Annotated in this window: 26 protein-coding genes; 16 read left to right on the plus strand and 10 right to left on the minus strand. The window is 64.2% G+C overall.

Translation table 11 applies throughout. The features are described from left to right. Positions 1-44: 44 nt before the first annotated feature. Genes IHE39_RS03450 through lpxK form a run of 4 tightly spaced genes read left to right on the plus strand, consistent with a single transcriptional unit; the run spans position 45 to position 3,476 of the window. Positions 45-296, plus strand: a complete 252-nt coding sequence (locus tag IHE39_RS03450; RefSeq protein WP_067963345.1) for a DUF4170 domain-containing protein — start codon at positions 45-47, stop codon at positions 294-296. Next, positions 296-1,135, plus strand: a complete 840-nt coding sequence (locus IHE39_RS03455; protein WP_184768711.1) for a lysophospholipid acyltransferase family protein — start codon at positions 296-298, stop codon at positions 1,133-1,135. Before IHE39_RS03450 ends, IHE39_RS03455 begins: the two co-directional genes overlap by 1 nt. Continuing rightward, the gene (gene waaA / locus IHE39_RS03460) at positions 1,132-2,448 is read left to right on the plus strand and encodes a lipid IV(A) 3-deoxy-D-manno-octulosonic acid transferase (protein WP_184768712.1); all 1,317 of its coding nucleotides are present in this window, start codon (positions 1,132-1,134) and stop codon (positions 2,446-2,448) included. Before IHE39_RS03455 ends, waaA begins: the two co-directional genes overlap by 4 nt. 2 nt (positions 2,449-2,450) lie before the next feature. Further along, positions 2,451-3,476 (plus strand): tetraacyldisaccharide 4'-kinase, encoded by a 1,026-nt coding sequence (gene lpxK / locus IHE39_RS03465; protein ID WP_192566036.1) that lies wholly within the window; start codon positions 2,451-2,453, stop codon positions 3,474-3,476. A gap of 6 nt (positions 3,477-3,482) precedes the next feature. Here the strand turns inward: lpxK and IHE39_RS03470 are convergent, their stop codons facing one another. Next, complete coding sequence (locus tag IHE39_RS03470) at positions 3,483-3,716, minus strand: DUF2093 domain-containing protein (RefSeq protein ID WP_184769184.1); 234 nt, start codon at positions 3,714-3,716, stop codon at positions 3,483-3,485. Between the two features lie 150 nt (positions 3,717-3,866). Further along, entirely contained in the window at positions 3,867-4,772 is a 906-nt protein-coding gene (locus tag IHE39_RS03475) for a LysR substrate-binding domain-containing protein (RefSeq protein WP_246485374.1), read from the minus strand. Positions 4,773-4,883: 111 nt separating this feature from the next. Here IHE39_RS03475 and IHE39_RS03480 point away from each other — a divergent pair, with 111 nt between their 5' ends. Beyond that, entirely contained in the window at positions 4,884-5,777 is an 894-nt protein-coding gene (locus tag IHE39_RS03480; protein WP_184768714.1) for a DMT family transporter, read from the plus strand. A gap of 4 nt (positions 5,778-5,781) precedes the next feature. Here the strand turns inward: IHE39_RS03480 and mutL are convergent, their stop codons facing one another. Together mutL and IHE39_RS03490 are read right to left on the minus strand one after the other, a co-directional pair. Further along, positions 5,782-7,626, minus strand: coding sequence for a DNA mismatch repair endonuclease MutL (gene mutL / locus IHE39_RS03485; protein ID WP_192565517.1), 1,845 nt, complete (start codon positions 7,624-7,626; stop codon positions 5,782-5,784). A gap of 87 nt (positions 7,627-7,713) precedes the next feature. Then, positions 7,714-8,616: a LysR substrate-binding domain-containing protein gene (locus IHE39_RS03490; RefSeq protein WP_192565518.1), complete on the minus strand. Its 903-nt coding sequence runs from the start codon at positions 8,614-8,616 to the stop codon at positions 7,714-7,716. A 91-nt stretch (positions 8,617-8,707) separates the two neighbouring features. On the opposite strand from IHE39_RS03490, the gene IHE39_RS03495 reads away from it, so the two are divergent. Both IHE39_RS03495 and IHE39_RS31055 read left to right on the plus strand, forming a co-directional pair. Next, complete coding sequence (locus tag IHE39_RS03495) at positions 8,708-10,273, plus strand: trimethylamine methyltransferase family protein (protein WP_192565519.1); 1,566 nt, start codon at positions 8,708-8,710, stop codon at positions 10,271-10,273. Positions 10,274-10,285: 12 nt separating this feature from the next. Beyond that, positions 10,286-11,158, plus strand: coding sequence for a nuclear transport factor 2 family protein (locus IHE39_RS31055; protein WP_343070054.1), 873 nt, complete (start codon positions 10,286-10,288; stop codon positions 11,156-11,158). 23 nt (positions 11,159-11,181) lie between these two features. Here IHE39_RS31055 and queF read toward each other — a convergent pair whose 3' ends face one another. Further along, positions 11,182-11,643, minus strand: a complete 462-nt coding sequence (gene queF, locus IHE39_RS03505; RefSeq protein ID WP_184768720.1) for a preQ(1) synthase — start codon at positions 11,641-11,643, stop codon at positions 11,182-11,184. 113 nt (positions 11,644-11,756) lie between these two features. Here queF and IHE39_RS03510 point away from each other — a divergent pair, with 113 nt between their 5' ends. Next, entirely contained in the window at positions 11,757-13,802 is a 2,046-nt protein-coding gene (locus IHE39_RS03510) for an oxidoreductase (RefSeq protein WP_192565520.1), read from the plus strand. Here IHE39_RS03510 and IHE39_RS03515 read toward each other — a convergent pair. After that, positions 13,792-14,691 (minus strand): LysR family transcriptional regulator, encoded by a 900-nt coding sequence (locus tag IHE39_RS03515; protein WP_184768722.1) that lies wholly within the window; start codon positions 14,689-14,691, stop codon positions 13,792-13,794. The two genes, IHE39_RS03510 and IHE39_RS03515, sit on opposite strands and share 11 nt — an antisense overlap. 118 nt (positions 14,692-14,809) lie before the next feature. Between IHE39_RS03515 and IHE39_RS03520 the strand changes: the two genes are divergently transcribed. Together IHE39_RS03520 and IHE39_RS03525 are read left to right on the plus strand one after the other, a co-directional pair. Then, positions 14,810-16,012, plus strand: a complete 1,203-nt coding sequence (locus tag IHE39_RS03520; protein WP_184768723.1) for an acyl-CoA dehydrogenase — start codon at positions 14,810-14,812, stop codon at positions 16,010-16,012. Between the two features lie 262 nt (positions 16,013-16,274). Continuing rightward, positions 16,275-16,748, plus strand: coding sequence for a cupin domain-containing protein (locus IHE39_RS03525; RefSeq protein WP_184768724.1), 474 nt, complete (start codon positions 16,275-16,277; stop codon positions 16,746-16,748). 51 nt (positions 16,749-16,799) lie between these two features. Here the strand turns inward: IHE39_RS03525 and IHE39_RS03530 are convergent, their stop codons facing one another. Further along, positions 16,800-17,915: a mandelate racemase/muconate lactonizing enzyme family protein gene (locus tag IHE39_RS03530; RefSeq protein ID WP_192565521.1), complete on the minus strand. Its 1,116-nt coding sequence runs from the start codon at positions 17,913-17,915 to the stop codon at positions 16,800-16,802. Positions 17,916-18,071: 156 nt separating this feature from the next. On the opposite strand from IHE39_RS03530, the gene IHE39_RS03535 reads away from it, so the two are divergent. The 6 genes from IHE39_RS03535 to IHE39_RS03560 all read left to right on the plus strand — a co-directional run bounded on the left by IHE39_RS03535 (position 18,072) and on the right by IHE39_RS03560 (position 23,258). Beyond that, on the plus strand, positions 18,072-19,259 hold the full coding sequence (locus IHE39_RS03535; protein WP_192565522.1) for a glycine C-acetyltransferase: 1,188 nt from the start codon (positions 18,072-18,074) through the stop codon (positions 19,257-19,259). A 54-nt stretch (positions 19,260-19,313) separates the two neighbouring features. Then, positions 19,314-20,348: an L-threonine 3-dehydrogenase gene (gene tdh, locus IHE39_RS03540; protein ID WP_192565523.1), complete on the plus strand. Its 1,035-nt coding sequence runs from the start codon at positions 19,314-19,316 to the stop codon at positions 20,346-20,348. Between the two features lie 114 nt (positions 20,349-20,462). Beyond that, complete coding sequence (locus IHE39_RS03545) at positions 20,463-20,966, plus strand: HPP family protein (protein WP_184768728.1); 504 nt, start codon at positions 20,463-20,465, stop codon at positions 20,964-20,966. Between the two features lie 114 nt (positions 20,967-21,080). Then, a complete protein-coding gene (locus IHE39_RS03550; protein ID WP_192565524.1) occupies positions 21,081-21,950 on the plus strand; it encodes an MBL fold metallo-hydrolase in 870 nt (289 codons plus the stop codon). 14 nt (positions 21,951-21,964) lie between these two features. After that, positions 21,965-22,708, plus strand: a complete 744-nt coding sequence (locus IHE39_RS03555; RefSeq protein ID WP_192565525.1) for a fumarylacetoacetate hydrolase family protein — start codon at positions 21,965-21,967, stop codon at positions 22,706-22,708. Positions 22,709-22,721: 13 nt separating this feature from the next. Next, a complete protein-coding gene (locus IHE39_RS03560; RefSeq protein ID WP_184768731.1) occupies positions 22,722-23,258 on the plus strand; it encodes a DinB family protein in 537 nt (178 codons plus the stop codon). A gap of 45 nt (positions 23,259-23,303) precedes the next feature. Here IHE39_RS03560 and IHE39_RS03565 read toward each other — a convergent pair whose 3' ends face one another. From IHE39_RS03565 to aztD, 3 genes are all read right to left on the minus strand, one after another. Next, positions 23,304-23,642: a protein tyrosine phosphatase family protein gene (locus IHE39_RS03565; RefSeq protein WP_192565526.1), complete on the minus strand. Its 339-nt coding sequence runs from the start codon at positions 23,640-23,642 to the stop codon at positions 23,304-23,306. Positions 23,643-23,739: 97 nt separating this feature from the next. Further along, a complete protein-coding gene (gene zigA / locus IHE39_RS03570) occupies positions 23,740-24,960 on the minus strand; it encodes a zinc metallochaperone GTPase ZigA (RefSeq protein ID WP_192565527.1) in 1,221 nt (406 codons plus the stop codon). A 108-nt stretch (positions 24,961-25,068) separates the two neighbouring features. Continuing rightward, the gene (gene aztD, locus IHE39_RS03575) at positions 25,069-26,268 is read right to left on the minus strand and encodes a zinc metallochaperone AztD (protein WP_192565528.1); all 1,200 of its coding nucleotides are present in this window, start codon (positions 26,266-26,268) and stop codon (positions 25,069-25,071) included. Between the last annotated feature and the right edge of the window lie 61 nt (positions 26,269-26,329).

Consider the following 26,329-nt stretch of genomic DNA (forward strand, 5'->3'; position numbering starts at 1 on the left):
GGTCTAGATCAGGCAAGCCCTGAGATGATGAATCAAGGAAACAGATGTCCGAAGAAAACGGAAAAAAGCAGCTCCTGCATCTGGTGTTTGGCGGCGAACTGACCAAGCTCGGTGGAACCGAGTTCCGCGATCTCGACGCGCTCGACATGGTTGGCATCTATCCCGACTACAAGTCGGCCGAGCTGGCCTGGAAGGCAAAGGCGCAGGCAAGCGTTGATAACGCCCATATGCGCTACTTCGTCGTTCACCTGCATCGGTTGCTGGAGCCCGACACAAAGGCTGCCGGTCAGAACTGATGGAGCAACCCCGCATGGCGTCGCCGGCCGTGAGGCCCGCGACGAAGAAGAAGCGCGTCAAGCAGCCAGCGTCGAAGACGTTCTGGCGCCGCATTCGCGAGCCGCTTGCCAAATCGCGCTTCGCCAAGGGTGCGGTGGCGAGCCTGTTTGCCGGTGCGATGCGCTTCATCAGGCTGACCAATCCGCTGGTCAAGGGCTCCTATGAGCTGGCCGGCGGCAGCCATGCCGACAGCGAGCCGCTGATCGTCGGGCTGTGGCACGGCCAGCATCTGCTGGCGCCGGCGCTCTATCCGAGCAAGCGCGGCCTGGTGGCGATGGTGTCGCGCAGCGCCGATGCCGAGCTCAATGCGCTTGTCATCAACAAGTTCGGCATCGAGGCGGTGCGCGGCTCCGGCGGGCGTGAAACCAGGCGCAAGCACGAAAAAGGTGGCGCAACCGCGCTGATCGCCCTGAAAAAGGCGCTCGATACCGGCAAGAACGTCTGCATGATCGCTGACATTCCGCATGGCACGCCGCGTGACGCCGGCATGGGCATCGTGCTCCTGGCACGGCTTTCCGGGCGCCCGATCGCGCCGGCGGCGATTGCCACCAGCCGCCGCAAAGTGCTGGAAGGCAGCTGGGACAAGACCACGATCAATCTGCCCTTCGGCCGCTGCGCCATCTTCGTCGCCCCGCTGATCGAGGTTCCGGCCGATGCCGACGACGCCGAGATGGAGCGCAAGCGCCAGGAACTGACCGCGGCCATCGACCATGCCACCGAACAGGCCTATCGCCTGGTTGATGGCGGCAAAGTCGATGGCGGCAAAGTGGCCAGTGGCAGATTGGATAGTGGCACATGAGCGAACGCTGGGCTCGCGCCTTCCTCAGAGCCTATCGTTACGCAGGTGCCGCTGCCTATCCGATGGTTGGCACCTATGTCGCCTGGCGCGCCTCCAAGGGCAAGGAAGACCACAACCGCCGCCGTGAACGTTATGGCGTGCCGAGCCGTGAACGGCCCGATGGGCCATTGATCTGGTTCCATGCGGCGAGCGTCGGCGAGACGATCGCGGTCGTGCCATTGATAGAGTCGATCCTTGGCTACGGCATCCATGTCGTCCTGACGACGGGTACCGTCACCTCGGCGCAGGTCGCGGAAGAGCGGCTGGGTGGCCGGATCATCCATCAATATGTGCCGCTCGACCTCAAGCCGGCCGTCAGCCGCTTCCTCGATCACTGGCACCCCGACCTGGCGATCATCGCCGAATCGGAAATCTGGCCGATGACGATCCTCGAACTCGGCGCGCGCCGCGTGCCGCAGATCCTGGTTAACGGACGGCTCTCGGACCGCTCGTTCAAGTCGTGGAAGAAGCGCGCCTACATCGCCGAGGCGCTGTTTGAAAACATGGCCCATGTGGTGGCGCAGTCCGAGGTCGACGGCGAGCGTTTTCGCGCGCTCGGCGCCCGCCCCGTCACCGTATCGGGCAATCTCAAGGTCGATACTTCGCCGCCGCCGGCGGACGAAGCCGCCCTGTACGCGATCCAGCGCCAGATCGGCCGCCGCCCGACCTGGGCAGCCGTGTCGACCCATGACGGCGAAGAGGTGATGGCTGCCGAAGTGCACGCCATGCTGCGCAGCCGCCACCGCAGCCTGCTGACCATCATCGTGCCGCGCCATCCCGACCGTGCCGAGGCATTGGTGGCGGAGCTGACCGCCATGGGCCTGAATGTCGCCCGCCGCAGCACCGGCGACCGCATCACGCCTGACACCGACATCTTGCTCGGCGACACCATCGGCGAGATGGGGCTTTATCTGCGCCTGACCGAGATCGCCTTCGTCGGCCGCTCGATGACCGCGCAGGGCGGCCAGAACCCGCTCGAGCCGGCGATGCTCGACACCGCGGTTCTCGCCGGGCGCAACGTCCAGAACTTCCGCGACACCTACCAGCGTCTGATCGACAAGGGCGGCGCCAAGATCGTGCGCGACCGTGACATGCTCGCCGGTGCCGTCAATTTCCTGCTCGGCAACGAAATCGCCCGCCACGACATGATGTCGGCCGGTGCTGCCACCGTCGAGGAAATGCGCGGCGCGCTCGCCCGGACGCTGAAGGCGCTCGAACCCTATATCCATCCGCTGATCGTGCAGTCGCGCCTTAAGGGCGCGGGCGGGAGGTAGGTCTGGCCAGCGAAGCGCCTCCTTTCTGGTGGGAAAAGCCGGATTGGCGCGCCTACGCGCTCTATCCGGTGTCGGCGCTTTATGCCCTGGTGGCAGGCCGGCGCATGAAGGCGGCCAGGCGCGAAAAGATCGACGCACCGGTGCTGTGTGTCGGCAACTTCACCGTCGGCGGCACCGGCAAGACCCCTATTGCCATAGCACTCGCCAGGCAGGCCAAGCGCATGCAGCTGGTGCCCGGCTTCCTGTCGCGCGGGCATGGCGGCAGCTTCGCCGAACCGCACATCGTCGACGCCCATCACGACAGCGCCAAGCATGTCGGCGACGAGCCGCTGCTTTTGGCCGAACATGCGCTGGTCGCGGTCTCGGCCAACAGGGCCGCCGGCGCGCGGATGCTGATCGAGCGCGGCTGCAACTTCCTCATCATGGATGACGGCTTCCAGAGCGCGCGCATCCACATCGACTATGCGCTGATCGTCGTCGATGCCCGCTACGGCTTGGGCAACGGACACGTCATCCCAGGCGGGCCGATGCGGGCGCGGCTGATCGATCAGCTCAGGTTCGCCGACGCCGTCCTCAAGATGGGCGAGGGCGAAAAGGCCGATGCGGTGGTGCGTCAGGCGGCGCGTGCCGGCAAGCCGGTCTTTGCCGCGGTTGCGCGTCCGCGTGGCAAGAAGGCATTCGCTGGCCGCCGCTTCCTCGCCTTCGCCGGTATCGGCCATCCGGAAAAGTTCTTCGACACTCTGACCAAAGCCGGCGCGACGGTGGTCCTGGCGCATCCGTTCGCCGACCATCATTTCTACCTGCCCGACGAGCTCGAGGACCTGGCAACTGCCGCCCGCGCCGGCGAGCTCGAACTGGTCACCACGTCCAAGGATGCCGCCAGGCTGCGCCATGGCGCAGCTTCGCCCGAATTCCTGGAAAACCTGAACGTGCTGGAGATCGACGCGGTCTTCGACGTCGAGAATGCGCCGGAGCGCATCATCGGCGAAGCGCTGGAAGCCTGGCGCCGCCGGAAGATATCAGGCTGAGGCGCCTTACTTGCGCTTGCGCAGGTCCGGATTCATGTCGATTTCACGGGCCAGCGATACGGCAGCGTCACGATAAGGCTCCTGGCGCGCGACGCTCCAGTATTTGAGCTCATCCAGCGGAATCGATTCACCTGTCACCGCGCAGCGCACGAAGGAACCGGGGCTCGTCACCTGGAAATCGCCGTCGAGATAGCGGATGCGGGCTTCGCGCGAGCCGGGGCCTTCGAAACGGTTCATCATGGGTTTTCGCTCAATCTCCTGGTGCCGATCGCCAGCCGCATCGCTTGCCGAAATCAACAGCGATCCGAAATCTACAGTTTCTTGGGCCCGTTAAGAAGGGCGTGCCGTGCAGTGCCCGGCTTTTACGGTCACAAAATGTCTTGGGTCAAGTTACCTCTCTTCGGACAGGAACCGTTCGACCGTCTCGGGCGCCAGCCCGGCATGGTGACCGATGCGACGCGCCAGTTCAGCCGCGGCACTCCTGGGCCGGCCCATGGGGCGGTCGAGCCAATAGGAGACCGGATTGAGCGCGCGATGCTCGTCGACGACGACGAGATGACCGGCCTTCAGCTGGTTTTCGGTGAGCGGCGGCCGCGCGAGAGCGATGCCCAAGCCGTGGCTCGCCGCCGACAGCACCAGATTGTAGTCCTCGAAGCGCCGGTCCTGCGGGCGAGGGCGATAGTCGAGGCCATGCGTGCTGAACCAGGAACGCCAGCTCGATGCGTCGGAATCGTGGATCAGCGGAAAGTCCAGCAGCCTTTCGGCGCTGCCGCTGCCGATCCGTGCGGCAAGCTCCGGGGAGGCGATGGGAAAACAATGCTCTTCGAACATCTGCGTCGATATGCGGCCCGGGATCTTGCCGCGTCCGCAGCGAATGGACAGGTCGATGCCCTCGTCGGCGAGGTCGGCCTGGCGAATGTCGATGTCGAGCACCACGCGCAGTCTTGGGGTGCCGCCTTCGAGTTCCGACAGGCGCGGCATCAGCCACAGCCCGGCGATGGATGGGATGGAGGTCAGCCGCACGACAGCAGCGCCGCGCGGCTCGACCCAGCGGTCGGTGGTATCTGATATCAGCAAGAACGCTTCATTGGCGCGCAGATGCAGGCGTTGGCCTTCGAGCGTCAGCGTTACCCCGCGCGCGCCACGCTCGAACAGCCTGAGCCCAAGCCAGTCCTCGAGCTTGGCGACCTGCCGGCTGATCGCGCCATGGGTCATGTTGAGCTTTTCGGCTGCCGCCGAGAAGCTGCCGCTGCGCGCTGCCGCCTGGAAGGCGCGCAAGGTTTCGAGAGGGAGCATCTGTTCTGAGCTGTGATCCATGCTCACAGCTGAGCCTCGATTTATTCGTTTGTCAATCAGCTCGGTATCGGAGAAGTCTAGCCCGCAGACCCAAACTGACGAGGCCTAGCCATGACCGCCCAGACCAGCACGTTGAATCCGACACAGGCGTCTTCTGCCGTGACCATCCTCGCGGTGATCGTGACGATCGTCGGCTGGGCCTCGTCCTTTCCGGCCATTCGCGCCGGGCTGAGTGCCATCGACCCGATCGAACTGGGTGCGCTGCGCTTTGCCATCGCGGCGGTGCCGTCTGCGATCTACCTGATGGTCCTGCGCCCGGCCTTGCCGGCACTGAACGAACTGTGGCGTTTTGCCTTCGGCGGCGCGGTCTTCATCGCACTCTACACAGTGCTGCTGAACTATGGCGAGATGACTGTCTCGGCGGGTGCGGCGAGCTTCATCATCAACGTCAACCCGATCATCACGGCGGTGCTGGCGATGATCCTGCTCGGCGAGCGCTTCCCGGTGCTTGCCTGGGTCGGCACCTTCCTGTCGTTTGCCGGCATCGGCATCATCGCGCTCGGCGAGGGGCAGGGGCTGACCTTCAACACCGGCGCCTTGCTGATCCTGGGATCGGCGTTGTGCACGTCGCTGAGCAGCATTGTCCAGAAGCGCCTGTACAGCCGCCATCGGCCGCTGACCGTCTCGGCCTGGAACATGATCCTCGGCGCACTTTTCCTCGCACCCGCACTGCCCAACGGCCTCGCCCAGATGTCGGTCGCCGCAGCCGAACCATTCTGGTCGGTCATCTTTCTCGGCATCGTGCCGAGCCTGGTTGCCTATGCCAGCTGGTCGGTGGCCCTGTCGCGCCTGCCGGCGTCGCGGGCCTCGAACTTCATGTATTGCGTACCACCGGTGGCTGTTGCGATCGGCTTTGTCTGGCTCGGCGAGACGCCCGGCCTGTTCGGCATAACAGGCGGCGCGCTGGCGCTGGCCGGCGTGGTGCTGGTCAATCTCAAGCGCTGACAGGCTACCTGCGGCCGAACAGCTTTTCGATGTCGGCGAGCTTGAGCTCGATGTAGGTCGGACGCCCGTGGTTGCAGGTGCCCGATCCCGGCGTCGCCTCCATCTGGCGCAGCAGCGCGTTCATCTCCTCCGGCCGCAGTCGGCGCCCCGACCGCACCGAGCCGTGGCAGGCCATCGTTGCGGCAATGGCATGCAGCCGCTCCTTCAGCGTATCAGCGGTGTCGCTGTCGGCGATCTCGTCGGCGAGATCGCGCACCAGCTGGGTGACGTCGGTTTCACCAAGCATGGCGGGCGTTTCGCGCACGGCGACAGCGCCGGGGCCGAAACGCTCGACACCAAGGCCGAAGCGGGCCAGCGTCTCCGAATGCAGCGCCAGCCGTTCGGCGTCTTCTTCGGGCATATCGACGATTTCGGGCAGCAAAAGCATCTGCGAGGGGATCGGGCGCGAATGCAGCGCGTTTTTCAACGCCTCATAGACAAGGCGCTCATGGGCGGCGTGCTGGTCGACGATGACGAGCGAGTCGCTGGTCTGGGCGACGATGTAGTTTTCATGCACCTGTGCCCGGGCGGCACCCAGTTCGGTCCGCAGCAGCGCTTCAACCACCTCAGCCTGGCCGGCGCGGGCATCGGCGCTGTGCAGCGGTCCGGTGTCAAAGCTCGCCTGTGCTGCCTCGGCAAAGCCCGTGTCGAGCGGCCGGAATGGCGATCGTTGCGGATCGTAACTGGCCGAGGTGGCGGCACGGAAATCCGGATTGTAGGCGCGATGGCCATTGGCCGGGCCGGGGTGGCCGTAGCTTGTCGGCCCCGGCCGGAACGCCCCCATCATCGCCTGCGTCCCTGTCGTCGCCGGCCGGATGCCGGCATTGGCCAGTGCCTGGCGGATGGCGCCAACGATCAGACCGCGCACCAGGCCGGGGTCGCGGAAGCGCACGTCGGCCTTGGCCGGATGCACGTTGACGTCGACATAGGCCGGGTCGAGCGTCAGGAACAGCACTGTTACCGCATGGCGGTCGCGCGGCAGGACGTCGGCATAGGCGCCACGGATCGCCGAGGCGATCAGCTTGTCGCGCACCGGCCGGCCGTTGACATAGGCATATTGCTGCAGCGCATTGCCTCTGGTGTAGGAAGGGATCGAGACATGGCCTTCGAGCCGAACGCTCTCCCGCGCCGCATCGATGGTGATCGAATTGTCAGGAAAATCGGTGCCCATCACCTGGGCGATGCGGGCGAGCCTGCCTTCGACGTCGTTTGAGGTCGCCGGCAGCTCCAGCGTCGAGCGGTCGGTGCCCGAAAGCGTGAACCGCACGGCGGGGAAGGCAATCGCGATGCGCTTGACCGTGTCGGCGATTGCCGTTGCCTCGGCGCGCTCGGTCTTCATGAACTTGAGCCGGGCAGGCGTGGCGAAGAACAGGTCGCGCACCTCGACGGTGGTGCCGCGGTTGCTCGGCGCCGGCCGCACGGCCGAGACACGGCCGCCCTCGACCGAGATCTCGGCGCCGCTGTCGGCAGCCTTCGTGCGCGAGCGGATGGCGAGCTTCGACACCGAGCCGATCGACGGCAAGGCCTCGCCGCGGAAACCGAGCGAGCGAATGTCGAGGATATCTTCGCCGAGCTTTGAGGTGCAATGGCGTGAGATCGCCAACGAAAGCTCGTCTTCGGGCATGCCCGAACCGTCGTCGACAACGCGGATCAGGTTGAGCCCGCCGCCTGATGTCGCCACCTCGATGCGCGAGGCCCCGGCGTCGAGTGCATTCTCGACCAGTTCCTTGACCACGCTGGCGGGTCTTTCGACGACCTCGCCTGCGGCGATCTGGTTGATCATCGTTTCGGATAGCTGGCGAATGGGCATGGCAAGACTATAGCGGGATTCGGTCGTGGCGGGACAGCGGTGGAGACGCAATATCGGTGGGAAATCGTGGCATGTCGCGACCGGTCGTCAGCTCTGTGTCGCCAGCCAGTCGCGCACCTTCTCTGCACTTTCGTTCAGCGCGCGGTTCCTTGGCCACGCCACGTGGAAACCCTTGTTGGTCGTCATCACGTGATCGGAAAGCCTGACCAAAAGCCCAGCCGATATCAGCCGGTCGGTGAGATGGCGCCAGCCCAGCGCGATTCCCTGGCCCTCCATGACAGCCTGGATGACCAGCACGTAGTCGTTGATGACCAGCCCACGCTTGGCGACAGCACCGTTGAGCCCCGCCGACTGGAACCACTCGTTCCACGTCGCCGCCGGACGATAGGGTTCTTCGAGATGGATCAGGTGATGCAGGGTCATTTCCGCCGGTGTAGACGGTGTGCCGGCGCGTGAGAGATAGGCTGGCCCGGCGACCGGATAAATCTCTTCGCTGGCGATGGGCAAAAGTTCATAATCCGGCCAGTCGGCGGCGTCGCCGCCGCGAATGCCCAACGGGATGCCTTCTGCCACCAGGTCGAGATCGCGATCGGCGGTCTGGATACGCAGGTCGATGCCGGGCAGGTCATCGCGGAATTTCTGCAGGCGCGGCATCATCCAGAACGAGGCAAAGGCGGTGGAGGCCGACAACGTGACGTGCATGCCGCCCGCCCGTGCCCTGAGTTCCTCCGCCGACTTGCGGATATGCGACAGGCCGAGCGTGACATCGGCATGGAAACGCTCGCCGGCTTCCGTCAGCAGCACCTGCCGGTGGCGGCGCTGGAACAGCTTGGCGCCGAACTGATCCTCAAGTCCCCGGATCGCGTAGGAAACGGCGGCCTGGGTCATGCCGAGCTCGCGGCCGGCTGCAGTGAAGCTCGCCAGCCGGCCGGCGGCTTCGAAGACGATCAGGCTGCCGGCGGAGGGCAGCAGGTGGCGCAAGCTTTGCATAAGTCATGCTTATGCAAATGATGAGGATTTTCAAGCGTCACAGCGCGCGATCCAAAGGCTAGCTTCATGTCAGAGCGATCTGGAGCCAGACATGAGCGTTGCCACAGCCGAAACCCCGAGCGAGCCCGCCAAGCGCCGCGAGCGCGGCGGCCGCAATGCCCGCCGGGAGCAGCGCTCGCATGGTCCCGAGGCGCATGGCCGGCCCTACATCGTCAGGAATATCCCGACATATGACATACTGTCGGAGGAGAACCTGGTCCGCATCGAACAGACAGCCGACCGTATCCTCGCCGAAATCGGCATCGAGTTCCGTGACGACCTTGTGGCGCTCGACCATTGGCGGCGGGCAGGGGCCAAGGTCGAGGGCGTGTTGGTCAAATTCGAGCCTGGCCTTTTGCGCGAAGTGCTGAAGACAGCGCCGGCGACCTTCACCCAGCATGCGCGCAACCCTGAACGTTCGGTCGAGATCGGCGGCAAGAGCGTGGTGTTTTCACCGGCCTATGGCTCGCCCTTCGTCATGGACCTCGACAAAGGCCGCCGCTACGGCACCATCGAGGACTTTCGCAACTTCGTGAAGCTGGCGCAGTCATCGCCCTGGCTGCATCATTCCGGCGGCACCATCTGCGAGCCGGTCGACGTGCCTGTGAACAAGCGCCACCTCGACATGGTCTACAGCCACATCCGCTATTCCGACCGTGCCTTCATGGGCTCGGTGACGTCGGAAGGCCGGGCGGAAGAGTCGATCGACATGGCGCGCATCGTCTTCGGCGACCAGTTCGCCGACCAAAACTGCGTCATCCTCGGCAACGTCAACGTCAACTCGCCGCTGGTCTGGGACGCGACCATGACCACCGCGCTGCGTGCCTATGCCCGCGCCAACCAGGCGGCGGTGATCGTGCCTTTCATCCTCGGCGGCGCCATGGGCCCTGTGACCAATGCCGGCGCCATCGCCCAGTCGCTGGCCGAGACCATGGCCGGCTGCGCCTTGACCCAGCTCGAACGGCCCGGCGCGCCTGTCATCTTCGGCAATTTCCTGTCGTCCATGTCGCTCCGCTCTGGCTCGCCGACCTTCGGCACACCGGAACCGGCGATCGGCTCGATGGTCATCGGGCAACTGGCGCGCCGGCTCAATCTGCCGCTGCGCTGCTCCGGCAATTTCACCACCTCCAAGCTGCCCGACGCCCACGCCATGAACGAGGGCACCATGTCGATGCTGGCCGCCGTCCACTGCGGTGCCAACTTCATCCTGCACTCCGCCGGCTTCCTCGACGGGCTTTTGTCCATGTCCTACGAGAAGTTCGTCATGGACGCCGATTTCTGCGGCGCGCTGCACACCTATCTCGACGGCGTCAAGATCGACGACAACCAGCTGGCGCTCGGCGCCTTCAAGGAAGTCGGCCCCGGCAACCACTTCTTCGGCTGCGCCCACACGATGCAGAACTACGAGACGGCTTTCTGGGATTCGGCCATCGCCGACAACGAGCCTTACGAGAAATGGCAGGCCGCAGGCTCGGTCGATGCCGCCACTCGCGCCAACGGGCGCTGGAAGACGATGCTCGCCGAATATCAGGCGCCGCCGCTCGATGAAGGCATCGACGAGGCGCTGCAGGACTTCATGACGCGGAGGAAGGCGTCGATGGAAGACGCCTGGTATTGAGGGCCGCAGCCTATGCAGGACACGGCCTTCGATCCCCTCGCTGCTCTGAAAACCTACCACGCGGCAATCGACGTGCTCGACTTCGCCGCCATCGAAGCCTGCTTCGCGCCTGCTGCCTGTTATGTCTCCGATGGTGTCGGTGCAACCGTTGTCGGCCGCGAGGCGATCTTGGCGGCATTTCGGAGCTATTTCGCCTGCTATGGCGACCAGGTCTCCAAGGACGAGCAGGTGGCGGCATTGTCACAGCGCTCCGCCTGGGCGCGCTGGCGGCTCGAGGCGACGCATGCCGTCACCGGCGCTCGCCTCCTCAGGTCGGGCGAGGAGACAGTGTTTTTCGACGCCGACGGCAGGATCATGCGCGTCGAGGTGAAAGATGACGTTAGCACGGCAAGGCAGCGGTCGATGATGCGTGCTATTGAGGCCAGCCAACCCAACGCCGAGGCCGCCATGAAAGCTGCTTTTGCAACTGCCATCCTGCCCTTGCTGGTCACCCCGGCACTTGCCGGCACTGCCGTCGAGGCGGTCAAGCCGTTTTATGACCATGTCGGGCTCGAACTCGATCCGGCCGAACGCGGCCGCTTCGTCGATCCGGCCAAGGCGGTGCTTGACGCGCGCGACCAGCTTGAGAAATCGGAGCAGGGTGACTGCCTTGATGCCAACATGCCGCTTGACAGTGCTGTCTACGACAAGGCCGAGCTCGACAAGAGCCTGAAGATCATCGGGTCCGAAACAGGCGACTCAGCAATCGTGGTCGCTGCCTTCACGGCGGCGGGCGAGCCGCATCGCATGCAGTGGAAACTGAAGAAGGTCGATGGCGAATGGAAGGTCGCCGACCTGTTGTCGGTGACCAACGAATGGGCGCTCAGCCAGTATCAATGCCAGTGAGCGCCCAGACCAGTTCGATGCGTTCAGCCGCGTCCGCGATAGGGCGCAACACCCGTTTCGGGCAGCCACACGCCCTCCGGCGGCTTGCCGGTCTGCCAGAACACGTCAATCGGGATGCCGCCGCGCGGATACCAGTAGCCGGCGATGCGCAGCCACAAAGGCTTGGTCGCAGCAACGACGCGGCGGCCGATCATGACCGTGCAATCCTCGTGAAAGGCGCCGTGGTTGCGGAACGAGACCATGAACAGCTTCAGCGACTTGGATTCGACCAAAAGCTTGTCTGGGGCGTAGTCGATGACGATGTGGGCGAAATCCGGCTGGCCGGTCACCGGGCACAGCGAGGTGAATTCCGGGCAGGTGAAGCGTACGATGGCGGGCGGGCCGCCGATGCGGTCATAAGGCACGGTTTCGAGCACCGCGGTCTCGGGCGACGCCGGCGTCTGAACATGGGTTCCAAGCTGGGTGAGGGTGTCGGTGATGGTCATTGGGTGGCTCTTCTGAAGTGGCCTGGCTCATTGCCGGGACAGTGGCATGCGCCAGACTGCCTGGGTCAGATTTTCGAGTGGCGTGTATTAGCGCCTGACAATGCGGGAAGGCAATGACCAGCAACGATCCGCTTCTCCAGCCCTACCAGCTCAAGCATCTGCGGCTCAAGAACCGCATCATGTCGACGAGCCATGAGCCGGCCTATTCCGAGGACGGCATGCCCAAGGAGCGCTACCGGCTCTACCATGCCGAGAAGGCCAGGGGTGGCATGGCTCTGACCATGACCGCTGGTTCGGCCATCGTCTCGCGCGACAGTCCGGCTGCCTTCGGCAACCTGCATGCCTATGACGATGCCATCGTGCCTTACATGGCCGAGCTTGCCGACGCCTGTCACGAGCACGACTGCAAGGTGATGATCCAACTCACCCATCTCGGCAGGCGCACCGCCTGGAACAAGGCCGACTGGCTGCCGGTGCTCAGCGCCTCGCCGGTGCGCGAGGCGGCCCACCGCACATTTCCCAAGGCCGCCGAGGACTGGGACCTCGACCGCATCGTCGCCGACTATGCCTCCGCCGCCCAACGCATGCAGGCGGCCGGGCTCGACGGACTGGAATTCGAGGCCTACGGCCATCTGCTCGACGGCTTCTGGTCGCCGGCGACAAACCACCGCGACGACTGTTATGGCGGTTCCCTCGACAATCGCCTGCGCTTCACCTGGCGGGTGATTGATGCGGTGCGCTCGGCCGTCGGGCCGGATTTCCTTGTCGGCATCCGCATGGTCGCCGACGAGGACATGGACAAGGGTCTTACGCGCGACGAGGGCGTTGAGATCGCCCAGCGGCTGGCTTCGTCAGGAAAATTCGACTTCCTCAACATCATCCGCGGCCATATCGACACCGATGCGGCCTTGACCGGCGTGATCCCTATTCATGGTATGGCCTCTGCGCCGCATCTCGATTTCGCCGGCGAGGTGAGGGCCGCGACGAAGTTCCCGGTGTTCCACGCCGCGCGTATTTCCGACGTTGCCACCGCTCGCCATGCGATTTCGGCTGGCAAGCTCGACATGGTCGGCATGACACGCGCCCATATCGCCGATCCGCACATCACCGCCAAGGTAATGGCAGGCGAAGAGCACCGGATCAGGCCCTGCGTCGGCGCCACCTACTGCCTCGACCGCATCTATGAGGGCGGCGGCGCGCTCTGCATCCACAATGCCGCCACCGGCCGCGAGGCGACGATCCCGCATGTCATTTCCCGCACCGACGGGCCGCTGCGCAGAACCGTCGTGGTCGGCGCCGGCGCTGCCGGGCTGGAGGCGGCACGGGTCCTTGGCGAGCGCGGCCACAAGGTGACCGTCCTTGAAGCCGCGAGCCAGGCCGGCGGGCAGGTGCGGCTTGCCGCCCAGAACCCGCGCCGGCGCGAGCTGATCGGCATCGTCGACTGGCGCCTCGCCGAGCTGGAGCGCCTCGGCGTCGAAATCCGCTACGACATCTGGGCAGGAAGCGACGACGTGCTGGCGCTCGATCCCGACGCAGTGGTGATCGCGACCGGCGGCCTGCCGCAGAACCCGCCGCTCGATGCCGGCGGCGAGCTTGTGACATCGAGCTGGGACATCATCGCCGGCAGTGTCAAACCGGCGGAAAACGTGCTGCTTTACGATGACAATGGTGGCCATCAGGGCATGACCGCGGCCGAACTGATCGGCAAGGCCGGCGCGAAACTCGAGCTGTTGACGCCTGAGCGCTTCTTCGCGCCGGAGATCGGCGGCATGAACCATGTGCCTTACATGGAGGCTTTTCATCGCAACGGCGTGAAGATCACCATCAACACGCGGCTGCAACAGGTCCGGCGCGACGGCAACCAGTTGGTGGCGACGCTGTCGTCCGACTTCGCCAAGGGCTGGAGCGAGGAGCGCCGGATCGACCAGATCGTCGTCGAGCATGGCACGCTGCCGCTCGACGAGCTTTATGTCGAGTTGAAGCCGCTGTCGAAGAACGTTGGCGCCATCGACTACGAGCGCCTGATCCATGGCGGCGACATTTTTCCAGACAAGAACCCGGACGGCCGATTCCTGCTGCTGCGAATCGGCGATGCCGTGCAGGCACGCAACATCCACGCCGCCATCTATGACGGCATCCGCTTCGGCCTCAGGATCTGACCGGCTGGGCCTCTGAAGTCAGCCAGCGGACGAATTCGCGAAGGCCCGGGCGATCCTCGCTGCCGGGGCGGAAAGCGAGCCGGTAGGGCACTTCGCCAGCGAGGCGGTTGGGCGAAGCCATGACCAGTCTGCCTGAAGCGAGTTCGCGCTCGGCCAGCACTTCCGGCACCAGGGCGACGCCGAGGCCGGCGACCGCGGCCTCGACGACCATCGAGAATTGTTCGAAGCGGTGGCCGCGCAATGTGGTGCGCGGGTCGATGCCGGCTGCCTGAAACCACTGCAGCCACAGCGTCGGTCGGGTCGACTGCTGCAAAAGGGGCAGGGCTGCAAGCTCGGCATCGTCGAGCGCGGCGCGTCCGTCGAGCAGGGTCGGTGAAGCCACGACGACGAGTTCCTCGTCGAACAGGCGCACGACACCCGGCTGTCCCGGCTCCGCCGGGCCGCGCTGGATCGCGGCGTCGAAGGGTTCCGTCTCGAGGTCGACCATCTCGAGCCTGACCGCAAGGTCGATGGCGACCTGTTGGTGGGCGGCGTGGAAGCCGGCAAGCCTGGGGATCAGCCAGCGGTCGGCCAGCGTCGGCAGCACAGCGATGCTCAGCACGTCGGACTGGCCGCCGAAGGCCATGGTGCGTACCGCTGCCTGGTGCAGGGCGTCGAGGATGGTTTCGGCATCGCGGGCGAAGCGTCGGCCGGCGTCGGACAGCGCCAGCCGCTGTCTTACCCGGTGGAACAGCGCCACGCCGAGTCGGTCCTCCAGTTGGCCGATCGAGCGGCTAACCGAGCTCTGCGTCAGGCCGAGCTGATCGGCAGCACGAATTGTCGTGCCGAGGCTGGCGCAGGCGCGAAACGCCTCAAGCTCTGCAATCGTTGGGACGTAGCTGCGGCGCATCGCCTGGCCTCAGGTCGAGTTGATCGAATTTACGCATAAACTATGCGAGATTACTTGTTAGCGAAAAGCGCTGAAGCAGTCTAGGATGGCCGGAAATCACCCATTCTCCGGAGGAACCATGAGCGCATCCACACCGGCCGGCGGCGGCAGCTTTGTCTGGGCCGACCCGTTCCTGATTGAAGACCAGCTGACTGAAGACGAGCGTATGGTGCGCGATGGTGCGGCCGCATTTGCTGCCGACAAGCTCGCCCCGCGCATCGAGGAAGCCTATCTCGACGAGAAGACCGATCCGGCGATCTTCCGCGAAATGGGCGAGGCCGGGCTGCTCGGCATCACCGTTCCCGAAGAATATGGCGGCCTAGGTGCCAGCTATGTCACCTACGGCCTCGTCGCCCGTGAAGTCGAGCGCGTCGATTCGGGCTATCGCTCGATGATGTCGGTGCAGTCGTCGCTGGTGATGTATCCGATCTATGCCTATGGCTCCGAGGAGCAGCGCAAGAAGTATCTGCCCAAGCTCGCTTCGGGCGAGTGGATCGGCTGCTTCGGCCTGACCGAGCCGGATGCCGGTTCCGACCCGGGCGGCATGAAGACCCGCGCCGAAAAGACCGCCAATGGCTACAAGATTTCCGGCTCGAAGATGTGGATCTCCAACGCGCCCATCGCCGACGTCTTCGTCGTCTGGGCCAAGTCTGCCGCTCACGACAACCAGATCCGCGGTTTCGTGCTCGAAAAGGGCATGAAGGGACTTTCCGCGCCGAAGATCGGCGGCAAGCTGTCGCTGCGCGCCTCGATCACCGGCGAGATCGTCATGGAAGGCGTCGAAGTCGGCGAAGACGCGCTGCTGCCGAACGTTTCGGGCCTGAAGGGGCCGTTCGGCTGCCTCAACCGCGCTCGCTACGGCATTTCCTGGGGCGTCATGGGGGCTGCCGAAGACTGCTGGCATCGTGCCCGCCAGTATGGCCTCGACCGCAAGCAGTTCAACAAGCCGCTGGCCGGCATGCAGCTCTACCAGAAGAAGCTGGCCGACATGCAGACCGAGATTGCGCTTGGTCTCCAGGGTTCGCTACGCGTCGGCCGCCTGATGGACGAGCACAAGTTCGCTCCGGAAATGATCAGCCTCGTCAAGCGCAACAACTGTGGCAAGGCGCTCGACATCGCGCGTGTCGCACGCGACATGCACGGCGGCAACGGCATCCAGATCGGCTACCACGTCATGCGCCACGCGCAGAACCTGGAGACGGTCAACACCTACGAAGGCACGCATGACGTGCATGCGCTGATCCTGGGCCGCGCCCAGACCGGCCTGCAGGCTTTCTTCTAGGGCTCAGCCACATTCAGAAACCGCTTCAAGCGGCCGCGAAGCAACGCTTTGCGGCCGCTTTTCTTTTTGGGTAGCGAACCGTATTCGAGCGCAATACGAACTTCGCTTTTAGGTTTAGTGGTTGCGAATATATTTCGACTTACGCGCGAATTGTTTCATTGGGTTGAAACAGTAGCCCCGGCTGCCGACCTCAAACGGTTACATCGCGCCGATAACTCCCATTCTGGCCGGCTGTTTCGCCGGGTTGCGGGGAGAACAATCTGTGAGCGCCCAGACCAAGGCTGAGAACGCCAACCAGATCTTGTGGTTCGGCGACAATCTCATGACCATCCGCGTGCCGGCGAGTGCCGGTGACGACCAGATCAGCGTTATCGAATGCCGCATGCCGCAAGGCGAAACCACACCGCTGCATGTCACGCTCAGCGGCGACGAGGTCATTCACATCCTCGAAGGCACGATGCGGTTTCACGTCGACGGCAAGGCCTTCGCCGCCCATACCGGCCAGACGGTGATGGCTCCCAAGGGTCTCCCGCACAATTTTCAGGTCGAATCCACCGACGGCGCCACTTGCCTCATCGTCACCCAGAGTGGCGAGTTCGAGCAGATGGTTCGTCAGATGAGCCTGCCGGCAGAGAGCCTGCCGCCGAGGGCCGAGCGTACGCCTGAAGCAACGCAGCGTTTCTTCGAAACCTGCGCGCAACACAACATCGAGGTCGTCGGCGCCGCGCTACCATAGCGCCGACACCCGGCTGGGCGGGTGCGGGGGCGTGTCCGTCCAGCCATCTCTTCAAACGTTGCAGGCAAACAGCGGTTCGCCGAACACATCAGGGTCGACCTCCAGACCGAGACCCGGTCCGCCGGGAAGGGCCATCATGCCATCGGCAATGGCGAACGCGCCGCGCGCGTTCGAGACCGTCACCCAGTTGTGGAAGTCGACTGTGTGCTGCCTGAGATGTTGGGGCGTCGACAGTAGCAGGCCTGAGTAGGCCGCCGTGTCGATCTGTGCGCCGCCAGTGTCTTCGATCGTCACCTTTAGATTCTTGGCTATCGCAATGTCGCGTAACAGCTTGGCCTTGGTCAGGCCGCCGACGCGCGCCAGCTTGACGGTGATGCCGTCGACAAGGCCGTCGCCGATCGCCCGAATGAGCACGTCAGCGCCGTCGATGGTTTCGTCGAGCACCAGCGGTCGGTCGGTGGCGCGGCGGATGGCCAGGTTCTCCTCATAGCTCGCACATGGCTGTTCCAGCGTGTAGTCGAGGTTTCTCGTCGCCATCAGGAAACGTCGCGTCTCGGCCGTGTCCCAACTCGCATTGGCATCGCAGAACAGCACAGTGTCGGCGGGAACCGATGCGCGTACAGCCTCAAGCCGCGCGATATCTTCATTGACACCCAACCCGACCTTGACCTGCAGGCGGCGATAGCCTTCAGCGATGTATTTTTGTGCCCGTGCCGCCATGGCGTCCGGTGCCTGCTGGGCGATGGAGCGATAGAGCTCAAGGCTTTCGCCTTCGGCCCCGCCCGACAGGGCTGCCAGCGACAGCCCGGACCGCTTTCCGGCCAGGTCCCACAGCGCCATGTCGATCGCCGACTTGGCATAAGGATGCCCCTTGAGCAGCAGGTCCATGCGCCGGTTCAGCGCCTCGATGCCAGATGCGTCGCAACCGAGCAGTTGCGGCGCCAACTCCTTCATCGCCTCGCGGGCGCCGGAGGCGAAAGCGGGATCGTAGAAGCTGCCGAGCGGCGCCATCTCGCCATAGCCCCTGGCGCCGTCAAAGCTGGTGGTCTCGACGATGGTCGAATCGAAACCTTCCGCACTGCGTCCACCGGAGCAGCGATAGGTGCCGTCGCGAAACGGCTGCCATTGCCGGAACAGTCGGATGGTCGAAATTGCAGCGTCGTTCATGCCGTTTCCCACGAATGGCCCAGAAAATCGGATTGAGCTTAGCGCGCGATCGACAGTCCCGAAGCGAGGGAAGCGGCGAGCGGCCAAGTCGTATTTGTGATAGCGTTTCTTCCAGCTTCGGCGGAATTTCCGGCAGCAAGCAGGGAGCAGATGCGCATGAGCGGCAATTTTCTTTCCCATATCTCATCCGAACTTGAGGCACTGAAATCTGCGGGGCTCTACAAGTCCGAGCGCGTCATCACCTCGACCCAGAGTGCCGAGATCGAAGTCGGCGGCGAAAAGGTGCTGAACTTCTGCGCCAACAATTATCTCGGCCTTGCCGACAGCCATGAACTGCGCGACGCGGCCAAGAAGGCGCTTGACCGCTATGGCTACGGCATGGCTTCGGTGCGCTTCATCTGCGGCACCCAGGAAGAGCACAAGGAACTGGAGGCGAAGCTGTCAGCCTTCCTCGGCATGGAGGACACGATCCTCTATTCCTCCTGTTTCGATGCCAATGCCGGCCTGTTCGAGACGTTGCTCGGCGAAGACGACGCCATCATCTCCGATGCCCTCAATCATGCTTCGATCATCGACGGCGTGCGCCTGTCGAAGGCAAAACGCTTTCGCTACGCCAACAACGACATGGCCGCACTCGAGGAGGAGCTGAGGAAGGCCGAGGGCAGTCGCTTCAAGCTGATCGCCACTGATGGTGTGTTTTCGATGGACGGCATCATTGCCAATCTCAGAGGTGTCTGCGACCTCGCCGAGAAATACGGAGCAATGGTGATGGTCGACGACAGCCATGCCGTCGGCTTTGTCGGCAGAAATGGCCGCGGCACGCCCGAGCATTGCGGCGTCGAGGGCAGGGTCGACATTATCACCGGCACACTCGGCAAGGCGCTCGGTGGCGCCTCCGGCGGCTACACCGCGGCCAAACGCGAGGTCGTCGACTGGCTGCGCCAGCGTTCGCGGCCCTATCTCTTCTCCAACACGCTTGCGCCTGCCATCGCCGGCGCCTCGATCAAGGTGCTCGACATGATCGCCGGGGGCGGGGCCTTGCGCGAAAAGCTCGATGCCAATGCTCGGCACTTCCGCTCGGGCATGGGCAAGCTCGGCTTCACGCTCGCCGGCGCCGACCACCCGATCATCCCGGTCATGCTCGGCGATGCGACGGTGGCCCAGGAGATGGCCGCCCGGATGCTGAAGCGCGGCATCTATGTCATCGGCTTTTCGTTCCCGGTGGTTCCCAAGGGCCAGGCGCGCATTCGCACGCAGATGTCGGCGGCGCATTCGACAGCCGATATTGACCGCGCGATAACGGCGTTTGGCGAGGTCGGGCGTGAGCTCGGGGTGGTTTCCTAAGGCAGCGGAACGGTCAAAAGCGATTCCGGATCAAGCGATTCCAAGGACAAGACGATGTCGAACATGATGCGAGCGCTGGTAAAGGCGAAGGCTGAACCGGGTATCTGGATGGAGGAAGTGCCGGTGCCGGAGGTCGGCCCCAACGACGTGCTGATCAAGGTCAGGAAGTCGGCGATCTGCGGAACTGACGTGCACATCTACAATTGGGATCAATGGGCGCAGAAGACCGTGCCGGTGCCGATGGTGACAGGGCACGAATTCGTCGGCACCGTCGCTGATTTTGGCGCCGAGGTGAAGGACTACAAGGTCGGCCAGCGCGTCTCGGGCGAAGGCCATATCGTTTGCGGCCATTGCCGCAATTGCCGGGCCGGGCGGGGACATCTGTGCCGCAACACGCTTGGGGTCGGCGTCAACCGGCCGGGCTCCTTCGCCGAATATGTCGCCATTCCACAGCACAATGTCGTGCCGATCCCCGACGATGTCTCCGACGAGATCGCCGCGATCTTCGACCCGCTCGGCAATGCGGTACACACCGCGCTGTCCTTCGATCTCGTCGGCGAGGACGTACTGGTCACCGGTGCCGGGCCGATCGGCATCATGGGCGCGCTGGTCGCCCAATGCGTCGGCGCCCGAAAGGTCGTCATCACCGACATCAACCCGACCCGGCTGGCGCTGGCCCGCAAGATGGGCATCCATCACGTCGTCGACGCCTCCAGGGAAAAGCTGCGCGACGTGATGCGCGAGGAAGGCATGACCGAGGGCTTCGACGTCGGCCTCGAAATGTCGGGCTCGGCTGTCGCCTTCCGCGACATGATCGACACCATGAACAATGGCGGCAAGATTGCCATTCTGGGCATCGCCCCGACCGGTTTCGAGATCGACTGGAACAAGGTCATCTTCAAGATGCTGCATCTCAAGGGCATCTACGGGCGCGAAATGTTCGAGACCTGGTACAAGATGATCGCGCTGGTCCAAGGGCCGCTCGACGTCACCGGCCTCATCACCCACCGCATCGGCATCGACGACTATCAGGCCGGTTTTGACGCCATGCGCAGCGGCAATTCCGGCAAGGTTGTCATGGATTGGTAGTGAGACTGATCGGGAAAGATTTTTCACTGTGGAGCGAAAAAACCGAATAAAGCCACGTTGCCAGCCGAAGCCGGTATTTGCTATTGAAGCGGGCCCTTCGGCCTGGAAACACAGATGCGCCGTCACATACGCACCCTTACTGCCCGGCATGAGCCGAAAGGACAGATGATCTCGCACGTCAAGTCGGGATCGGGCGCGATTGTCGGCCTGGCGGCTGTCGGCGGCCTGGCATCGGTCACCGGCCTGCCGATGCTGATCGCGCCGCTGGGCGCAACAGCGGTTCTGTTGTTTGGCCAACCGGCCAGCCCGCTGGCGCAGCCGATCAACATTTTCGCCGGCTACTTCATTGCCACGCTGATCGGCGTCGCGGCCGCGATGGCTTTCCCCGGCCTGTGGGAAGTCTCGGCCGTGGCGGTCGGTGTTTCGATTGCCTTGATGCTGATGTTCCGAGTCACCCACCCGCCGGCAGGCGCCATCCCGCTTGTTGCAACAGCCGCGCCCTATCAGGGCAGCACGCTGTTCATCGTCGTGTTGTTGAGCTGCATCAGCCTGCTGCTGCTGGCGCTTGTCCATCACTGGATCCCGCCACGCGCGCAATATCCGCGCCGCGTCGATTGACGCTTTGATCTTGCCTCGGCCATCGCCGGCGCTCTAGCTTGGGCGCAAGGTAGGCATGGGGTATCGCATGAGGCTTGAAATCCAAATCACAGCTGTTCTTTCTGGCTACTGCGCATGAGCGACCGTCTCGTCCTGCTCGGCACCAAGGGCGGCCCGGCGATCAGGCCAGGTGGGCCATGGCCGACATCGACGCTGCTCGAGCTCGGCGGCCGCATGATCGTTGTCGACTGCGGGCTCGGCGTGACGCGTGGAGTGACCGACGCGGGTCTCAGTCTCAAGGCGCTCGACCTGATTTTTGTCACGCATCTGCATTCCGACCACGTGCTCGAGCTCGGGCCATTGATCCACACCGCCTGGACGGCCGGGCTTGCGACGCCGGTCAGGCTTTTCGGGCCTGTTGGATTGAATCGATACTGGCAGAGTTTCGTACAAGCGCTTGAATTCGACATCGAAATCCGGATCCTCGACGAAGGACGTCCCGACCTGCGCGCGTTGGTCGAGGTCGTGGAATTCGGCGAGGGCGATGTCCTGCATGACGGTGATCTGTCGGTCACTGCCTTGCGCGTAGACCACCCGCCGGTGACCGAGTGCTTTGCCCTGCGCTTCGAGAACCGGGGCACGAGCATCGTCTTCTCCGCCGACACCGCATTCTTCCCGCCATTGGCGGATTTCGCGCGCGGCGCCGATATCCTGTTGCACGAAGCGATGCTGGCGGAAGGTGTCGAGCGCCTCGTGGCACGCACCGGCAACGGCGCGCGGTTGCGCGAACATCTGATGGCAAGCCACAGCCTGGCGAGCGAGGCGGGCACCATCGCCGCGCGTGCCGGCGTCGGCCGCCTGGTGCTCAACCACCTCATTCCGGCCGACGATCCCGACATCGGCGAGGCCGATTGGGTCGAAGCTGTCAGGAAAACATGGAATGGTCCCTTGACGATTGGCCGCGACGGGCTTGTTGTGACTGACAAGGGCGAAGACGCCCCCTAACCGGGAGGACGTGCATGAAACTGGCGACGCTGAAGAACGGTTCGCGTGACGGGAAACTGGTCATCGTCTCGCGCGACCTGACGCGATACACCGATGCCTCGTTCCTGGCACCCAACCTGCAGGCGGCGCTCGACGACTGGCGCCGGATCTCCCCGCATCTCGCGGCCCTGGCCGGCTCGCTCGAAATCGGCGCGGTGCCGTCGTCGCGGTTCCACGAGCACGACGCCCACTCGCCCTTGCCGCGCGCCTACCAGCGGCTTGGCGGCGGCGATGCCTTTGCCGGTCCGCGCGACCCGATCGAACTGCCCGGCAAGATCCGTGACGCCAGTATCGAAGCCGCTGTCGCCGTCATCGTCGGCGACGTTGCCATGGCGGCCACCGAAGAGGCGGCGAAGGACGCGGTGGCGCTGATCGTGCTTTCCACTGATACCATTCTGGATGGCGGCCAGGCCGGTACCTCAGCCTTGTCACCTGTCGCGGTCACGCCCGATGAGCTGGGAGACGGATGGGACGGGGCGGTGCACCTGCCGCTGATTGCCGGCGCGCGCAACGTCACCTCGGTCTGGACCAGCTTTCCCAAGCTGATCGCGGGAGCGGCCGCAACCCGCGCGATCGGCACCGGTGCCATTGTCAGGGGCGCGGTCGAAACGCTGTCGGTCTCGCTCGGCGACACGCTGCGCGTCGAGATGAAGGACAAGGCCGGCCACTCGATCTTCGGCGCCATCGAACGCCAGGTCGGCAGGTTCGAGCCGGCCTGAAGCCGCTGCCCGGATGGAGTTGACCAGCCATTTCAGCCGCATGGCGCGGAACAATCTGTGGTCCAACGACCGCATTTATCGCGCTGTGCTGGCCCTGCAGCCAGGCGAGCTCAATGCCGGGCGGACGAGCTTTTTCCCTTCGCTCAAGGAGACGCTGAACCACATCCTGGAAGTCGACCTGTTCTATCTCGACATGATCGAGGAGGGCGGCGAGGGCCAGAAGCTGTTCGACCGATACGTTGCCTACGACACGGCGCAGGCCCTTGCTGCGGCACAGGCCGAATTCGACCGGCGGTTGGTCGCCTGTTGTGATGGTCTGGGCGCAGCCGATCTGGACAGGCGGGTGCTGTCGGATCGCGGCAAGGCCGGCCAGATCCCCGAACGCATCGGCGACCTGCTGGCGCATCTGTTCATCCACCAGATCCATCATCGCGGCCAGGTCCATGCGATGCTATCGGGCACATCGGTTGCCCCGCCGCAGCTCGACGAGTTCTTCCTCGACTACGACCTGCGCTTCAGGGGCGAAGAGGTCGAACGGCTGGGGATTTAGCAGGGCAAGACGCGTGTCGGTGACCGCGTCTTGCCGGTTGGCCGATCAGCCCTTGCTCTGCTGGATCGCCATGTAGAGATTGGTGCAGCGGGTGCCCGAACGGCAATAGGCGAAGACCGGGCCGTCCATCTCGTCGAGCGCGTCGGCCATGTCGGCAACATTGTCGCCGGTCATGGCGCCGCTGATGACGGGGATGTAGCGGAAGGCGAGGCCGGCGGCTTCGACAGCAGCCTTGACGCTGTCAGCGGAAGGCTGGCCGGGCTGTTCGTCGTCGGGCCTGTTGCAGATGACGCTCTTGAAGCCGGCGGCCTTGATGGCGGCAACCTCTTCTGGCGTGATCTGGCCGGAAACCGAGTAGTCGTCGGTGATCTGGCGGTATTCCATTTTCGTCCTCGCAGGTTTTGTTGGCCGCTCTGGCGGCGTGTCGGCGCCAGTCTTGCCACTGCTGGCGCTGCGGGGCAACTCCTGTTGGGCTCTGGTGTCAGGCAGCCGGGCGATGCCAGGACGGGAAGGGGTCAGCGAGATCGCGCCACTTGCCGGGCGTGAAGGACGATGCCTCGACCAGGCAGGCATCGAGTTCGGCCCGGATCCGCACCTCGTTCATTGGATGGCAACCGATGAAGACGATCTCCTGGCGTCGGTCTCCCCAGGCGGGATCGAGATAGGGTTTCATCGCCGCGTGCCATTCAGGATGGTCAGGCCACTGTCCCCGCGGCACAGCCGACCACCACAGCCCTCGCTTGCCGGTGCGCACCAGCGCCCCGGCCTGGCTGATCTCGCCGACGAAATCGGGCCGGGTGGCAAGCCAGAAGAACCCTTTGGCGCGGACGACGCCGGGCCATTGCCGGTTGATGAAACCGTGCAGTTTCACCGGGTCGAAAGGCCGCCTTTCGCGATAGACGAAGGAGTGGATACCGTATTCCTCGGTCTCGGGAATGTGCTCGCCGAAACCGTTCAATTCCTTGAACCACAAAGGATGCTGCTCGGCCTTGTCGAAATCAAACAGGCCGGTGCCAAGGATATTGTCGATCGGCACGCGGCCGAAATTGGTTTCGATCAGCTGGGCATCGGGGTTGAGGGCGCGGACGATCTTGCGCGCGGCGTCGCGGTCAGCGGCATTGGCGGCCGACGCCTTGTTGAGCACGACGACATCGGCAAACTCGATCTGCTCGACGAGAAGGTCGACCAAGGCACGATCATCGCCGGCGCCGGCCTGTTCGCCGCGATCACTGAGGAAGTCGGATGACGCGTAGTCCTTGAGCAGGTTGGCGGCGTCGACAACCGTCACCATCGTGTCGAGGCGGGCGACATCCGACAGGCTGTCGCCGTTCTCGTCGCGGAACTGGAAGGTCGATGCGACGGGCAGGGGCTCGGAAATGCCTGTCGATTCGATCAGCAGGTAGTCGAAGCGGTTCTGCCGGGCGAGCGCACGCACCTCCTGGAGCAGGTCGTCGCGCAAGGTGCAGCAGATGCAGCCATTGGTCATTTCGACCAGTTGCTCGTCGGTGCGCGAAAGATCGGCGCCGCCATCGCGAACGAGTGCCGCATCGATGTTCACCTCGCTCATGTCGTTGACGATGACGGCCACGCGAAGGCCGTCGCGGTTGTTCAATATGTGATTGAGAAGCGTGGTCTTTCCTGCACCGAGGAAACCGGAGAGCACTGTTACGGGCAATCGCGCCGGCTTGTTTGGGACGGGCATTTGTCACTCCCTTCGATGTGGGTGGAATGGTCCGGCGATGGACGCCCCCGCCGGCCAGGATATGGAGGAACGGTCCGTCGGCGGATGCCGCCGCCGGACCAGCGCTGGTCAGTGCGTTTCGCCAGAACCGCCGACGGCAACGAGGTTGAAGGGCTTGCCTTCAAGCGCGATGTCGTCGCCCCGCTTGAAGCTTTCGGCATCGACGACGTGCAGCACGCTCTTGAGCGGGTCCGAAACGACGATCCGGCTGCCGGCGACTGCGATGCGCGGGCGCGGATCGCTCCAGTGGCCGTCCATGCTGTAGGGCTCCGTCAGCTTGAGCGACGCGTCGATCTTGCCGGCGACCACGTCGATGCGGTGAAGCTGGCCATCCTCGGTGAAGACATAGGCGAATTTCGCCCGCACCGGATCGACAGTGAAATGCACCCTGCGCGTCGGCAGTTCGATCAGCCGGAAGGCATCCTCGGATTTCGGGTCGATCAGCACGACAGCACTTGGACCGTAATTGCCGAGGAAATACTGCAGGCCACGTCCGCCGACGAGCGTCGTCGATTTGCCAGCCGGCAGCCGCTCGCCGTATGGCAGCATCTCCATCGACGGCGCACCACCGCTTTCCTTGACCACCAGCAAGCCCTTGGCGCAGGCGATGGCCAGGAGATTGCCGGAAGCCGCCTCGCCATGCAGGTCAGGGCACGCATGCACGTCGCCCACCGTCGCGCCCGAACGGTCGGTGACGCGGATGCCAACAGGCAGTTCATCAGGCTTTTCGAAGTTCGGTTCGGTCGTCAGTGCGTAGTCGCCGATCGCGACCGCAACGCCATGGTGAGGCGCGCTGGTGGCAACCTCGCGCACCGCCGGCTTGCCTTCGAGCACGTTGGTTTCGCTGACGATGCGGGCCACGCCTTCGCCGTCGAAGAACAAGGCGATGTCGCCGCCGTGGTCGACGAAATGCGACGGCTTCTTGCCCTCGAAGGTGACGTCGAGCAGTTTGGGCGCCTCGACCTTGATGTCGCCGTGGTCGCCATGGTCGCCGAACGAGATGCCGCTCGACAAGACCGAGATCGTGTCGCCCTTGCCTTGGACGGCAAAGACCGTGCGTCCGCTGTCGGAACGATAGAGGCTTGTCGGCACTTTGACGTTGAAGGTCTCGATCGCCTTGCCGGTTTCCATGTCGAGGGCATGCACGACCGGCGCGGCATGATCGGAGACAAACAGCCGCCATGCCGTTTGTTCCTCGGCGAAGGCTGGAGCAGCGGCGAGGCCGAGCAGAACGGCAAGCGCAGATGTCGTGGCGAGCAGGTGTTTCATGTTTTCCTCATATAATGTTATTACATAACAAGCAGGGCTAGAGAAACGGCGAGGTTCTTGG

It is taken from the genome of Aminobacter carboxidus, from assembly GCF_014863355.1.
Taxonomy (GTDB): Bacteria; Pseudomonadota; Alphaproteobacteria; order Rhizobiales; family Rhizobiaceae; genus Aminobacter; species Aminobacter carboxidus.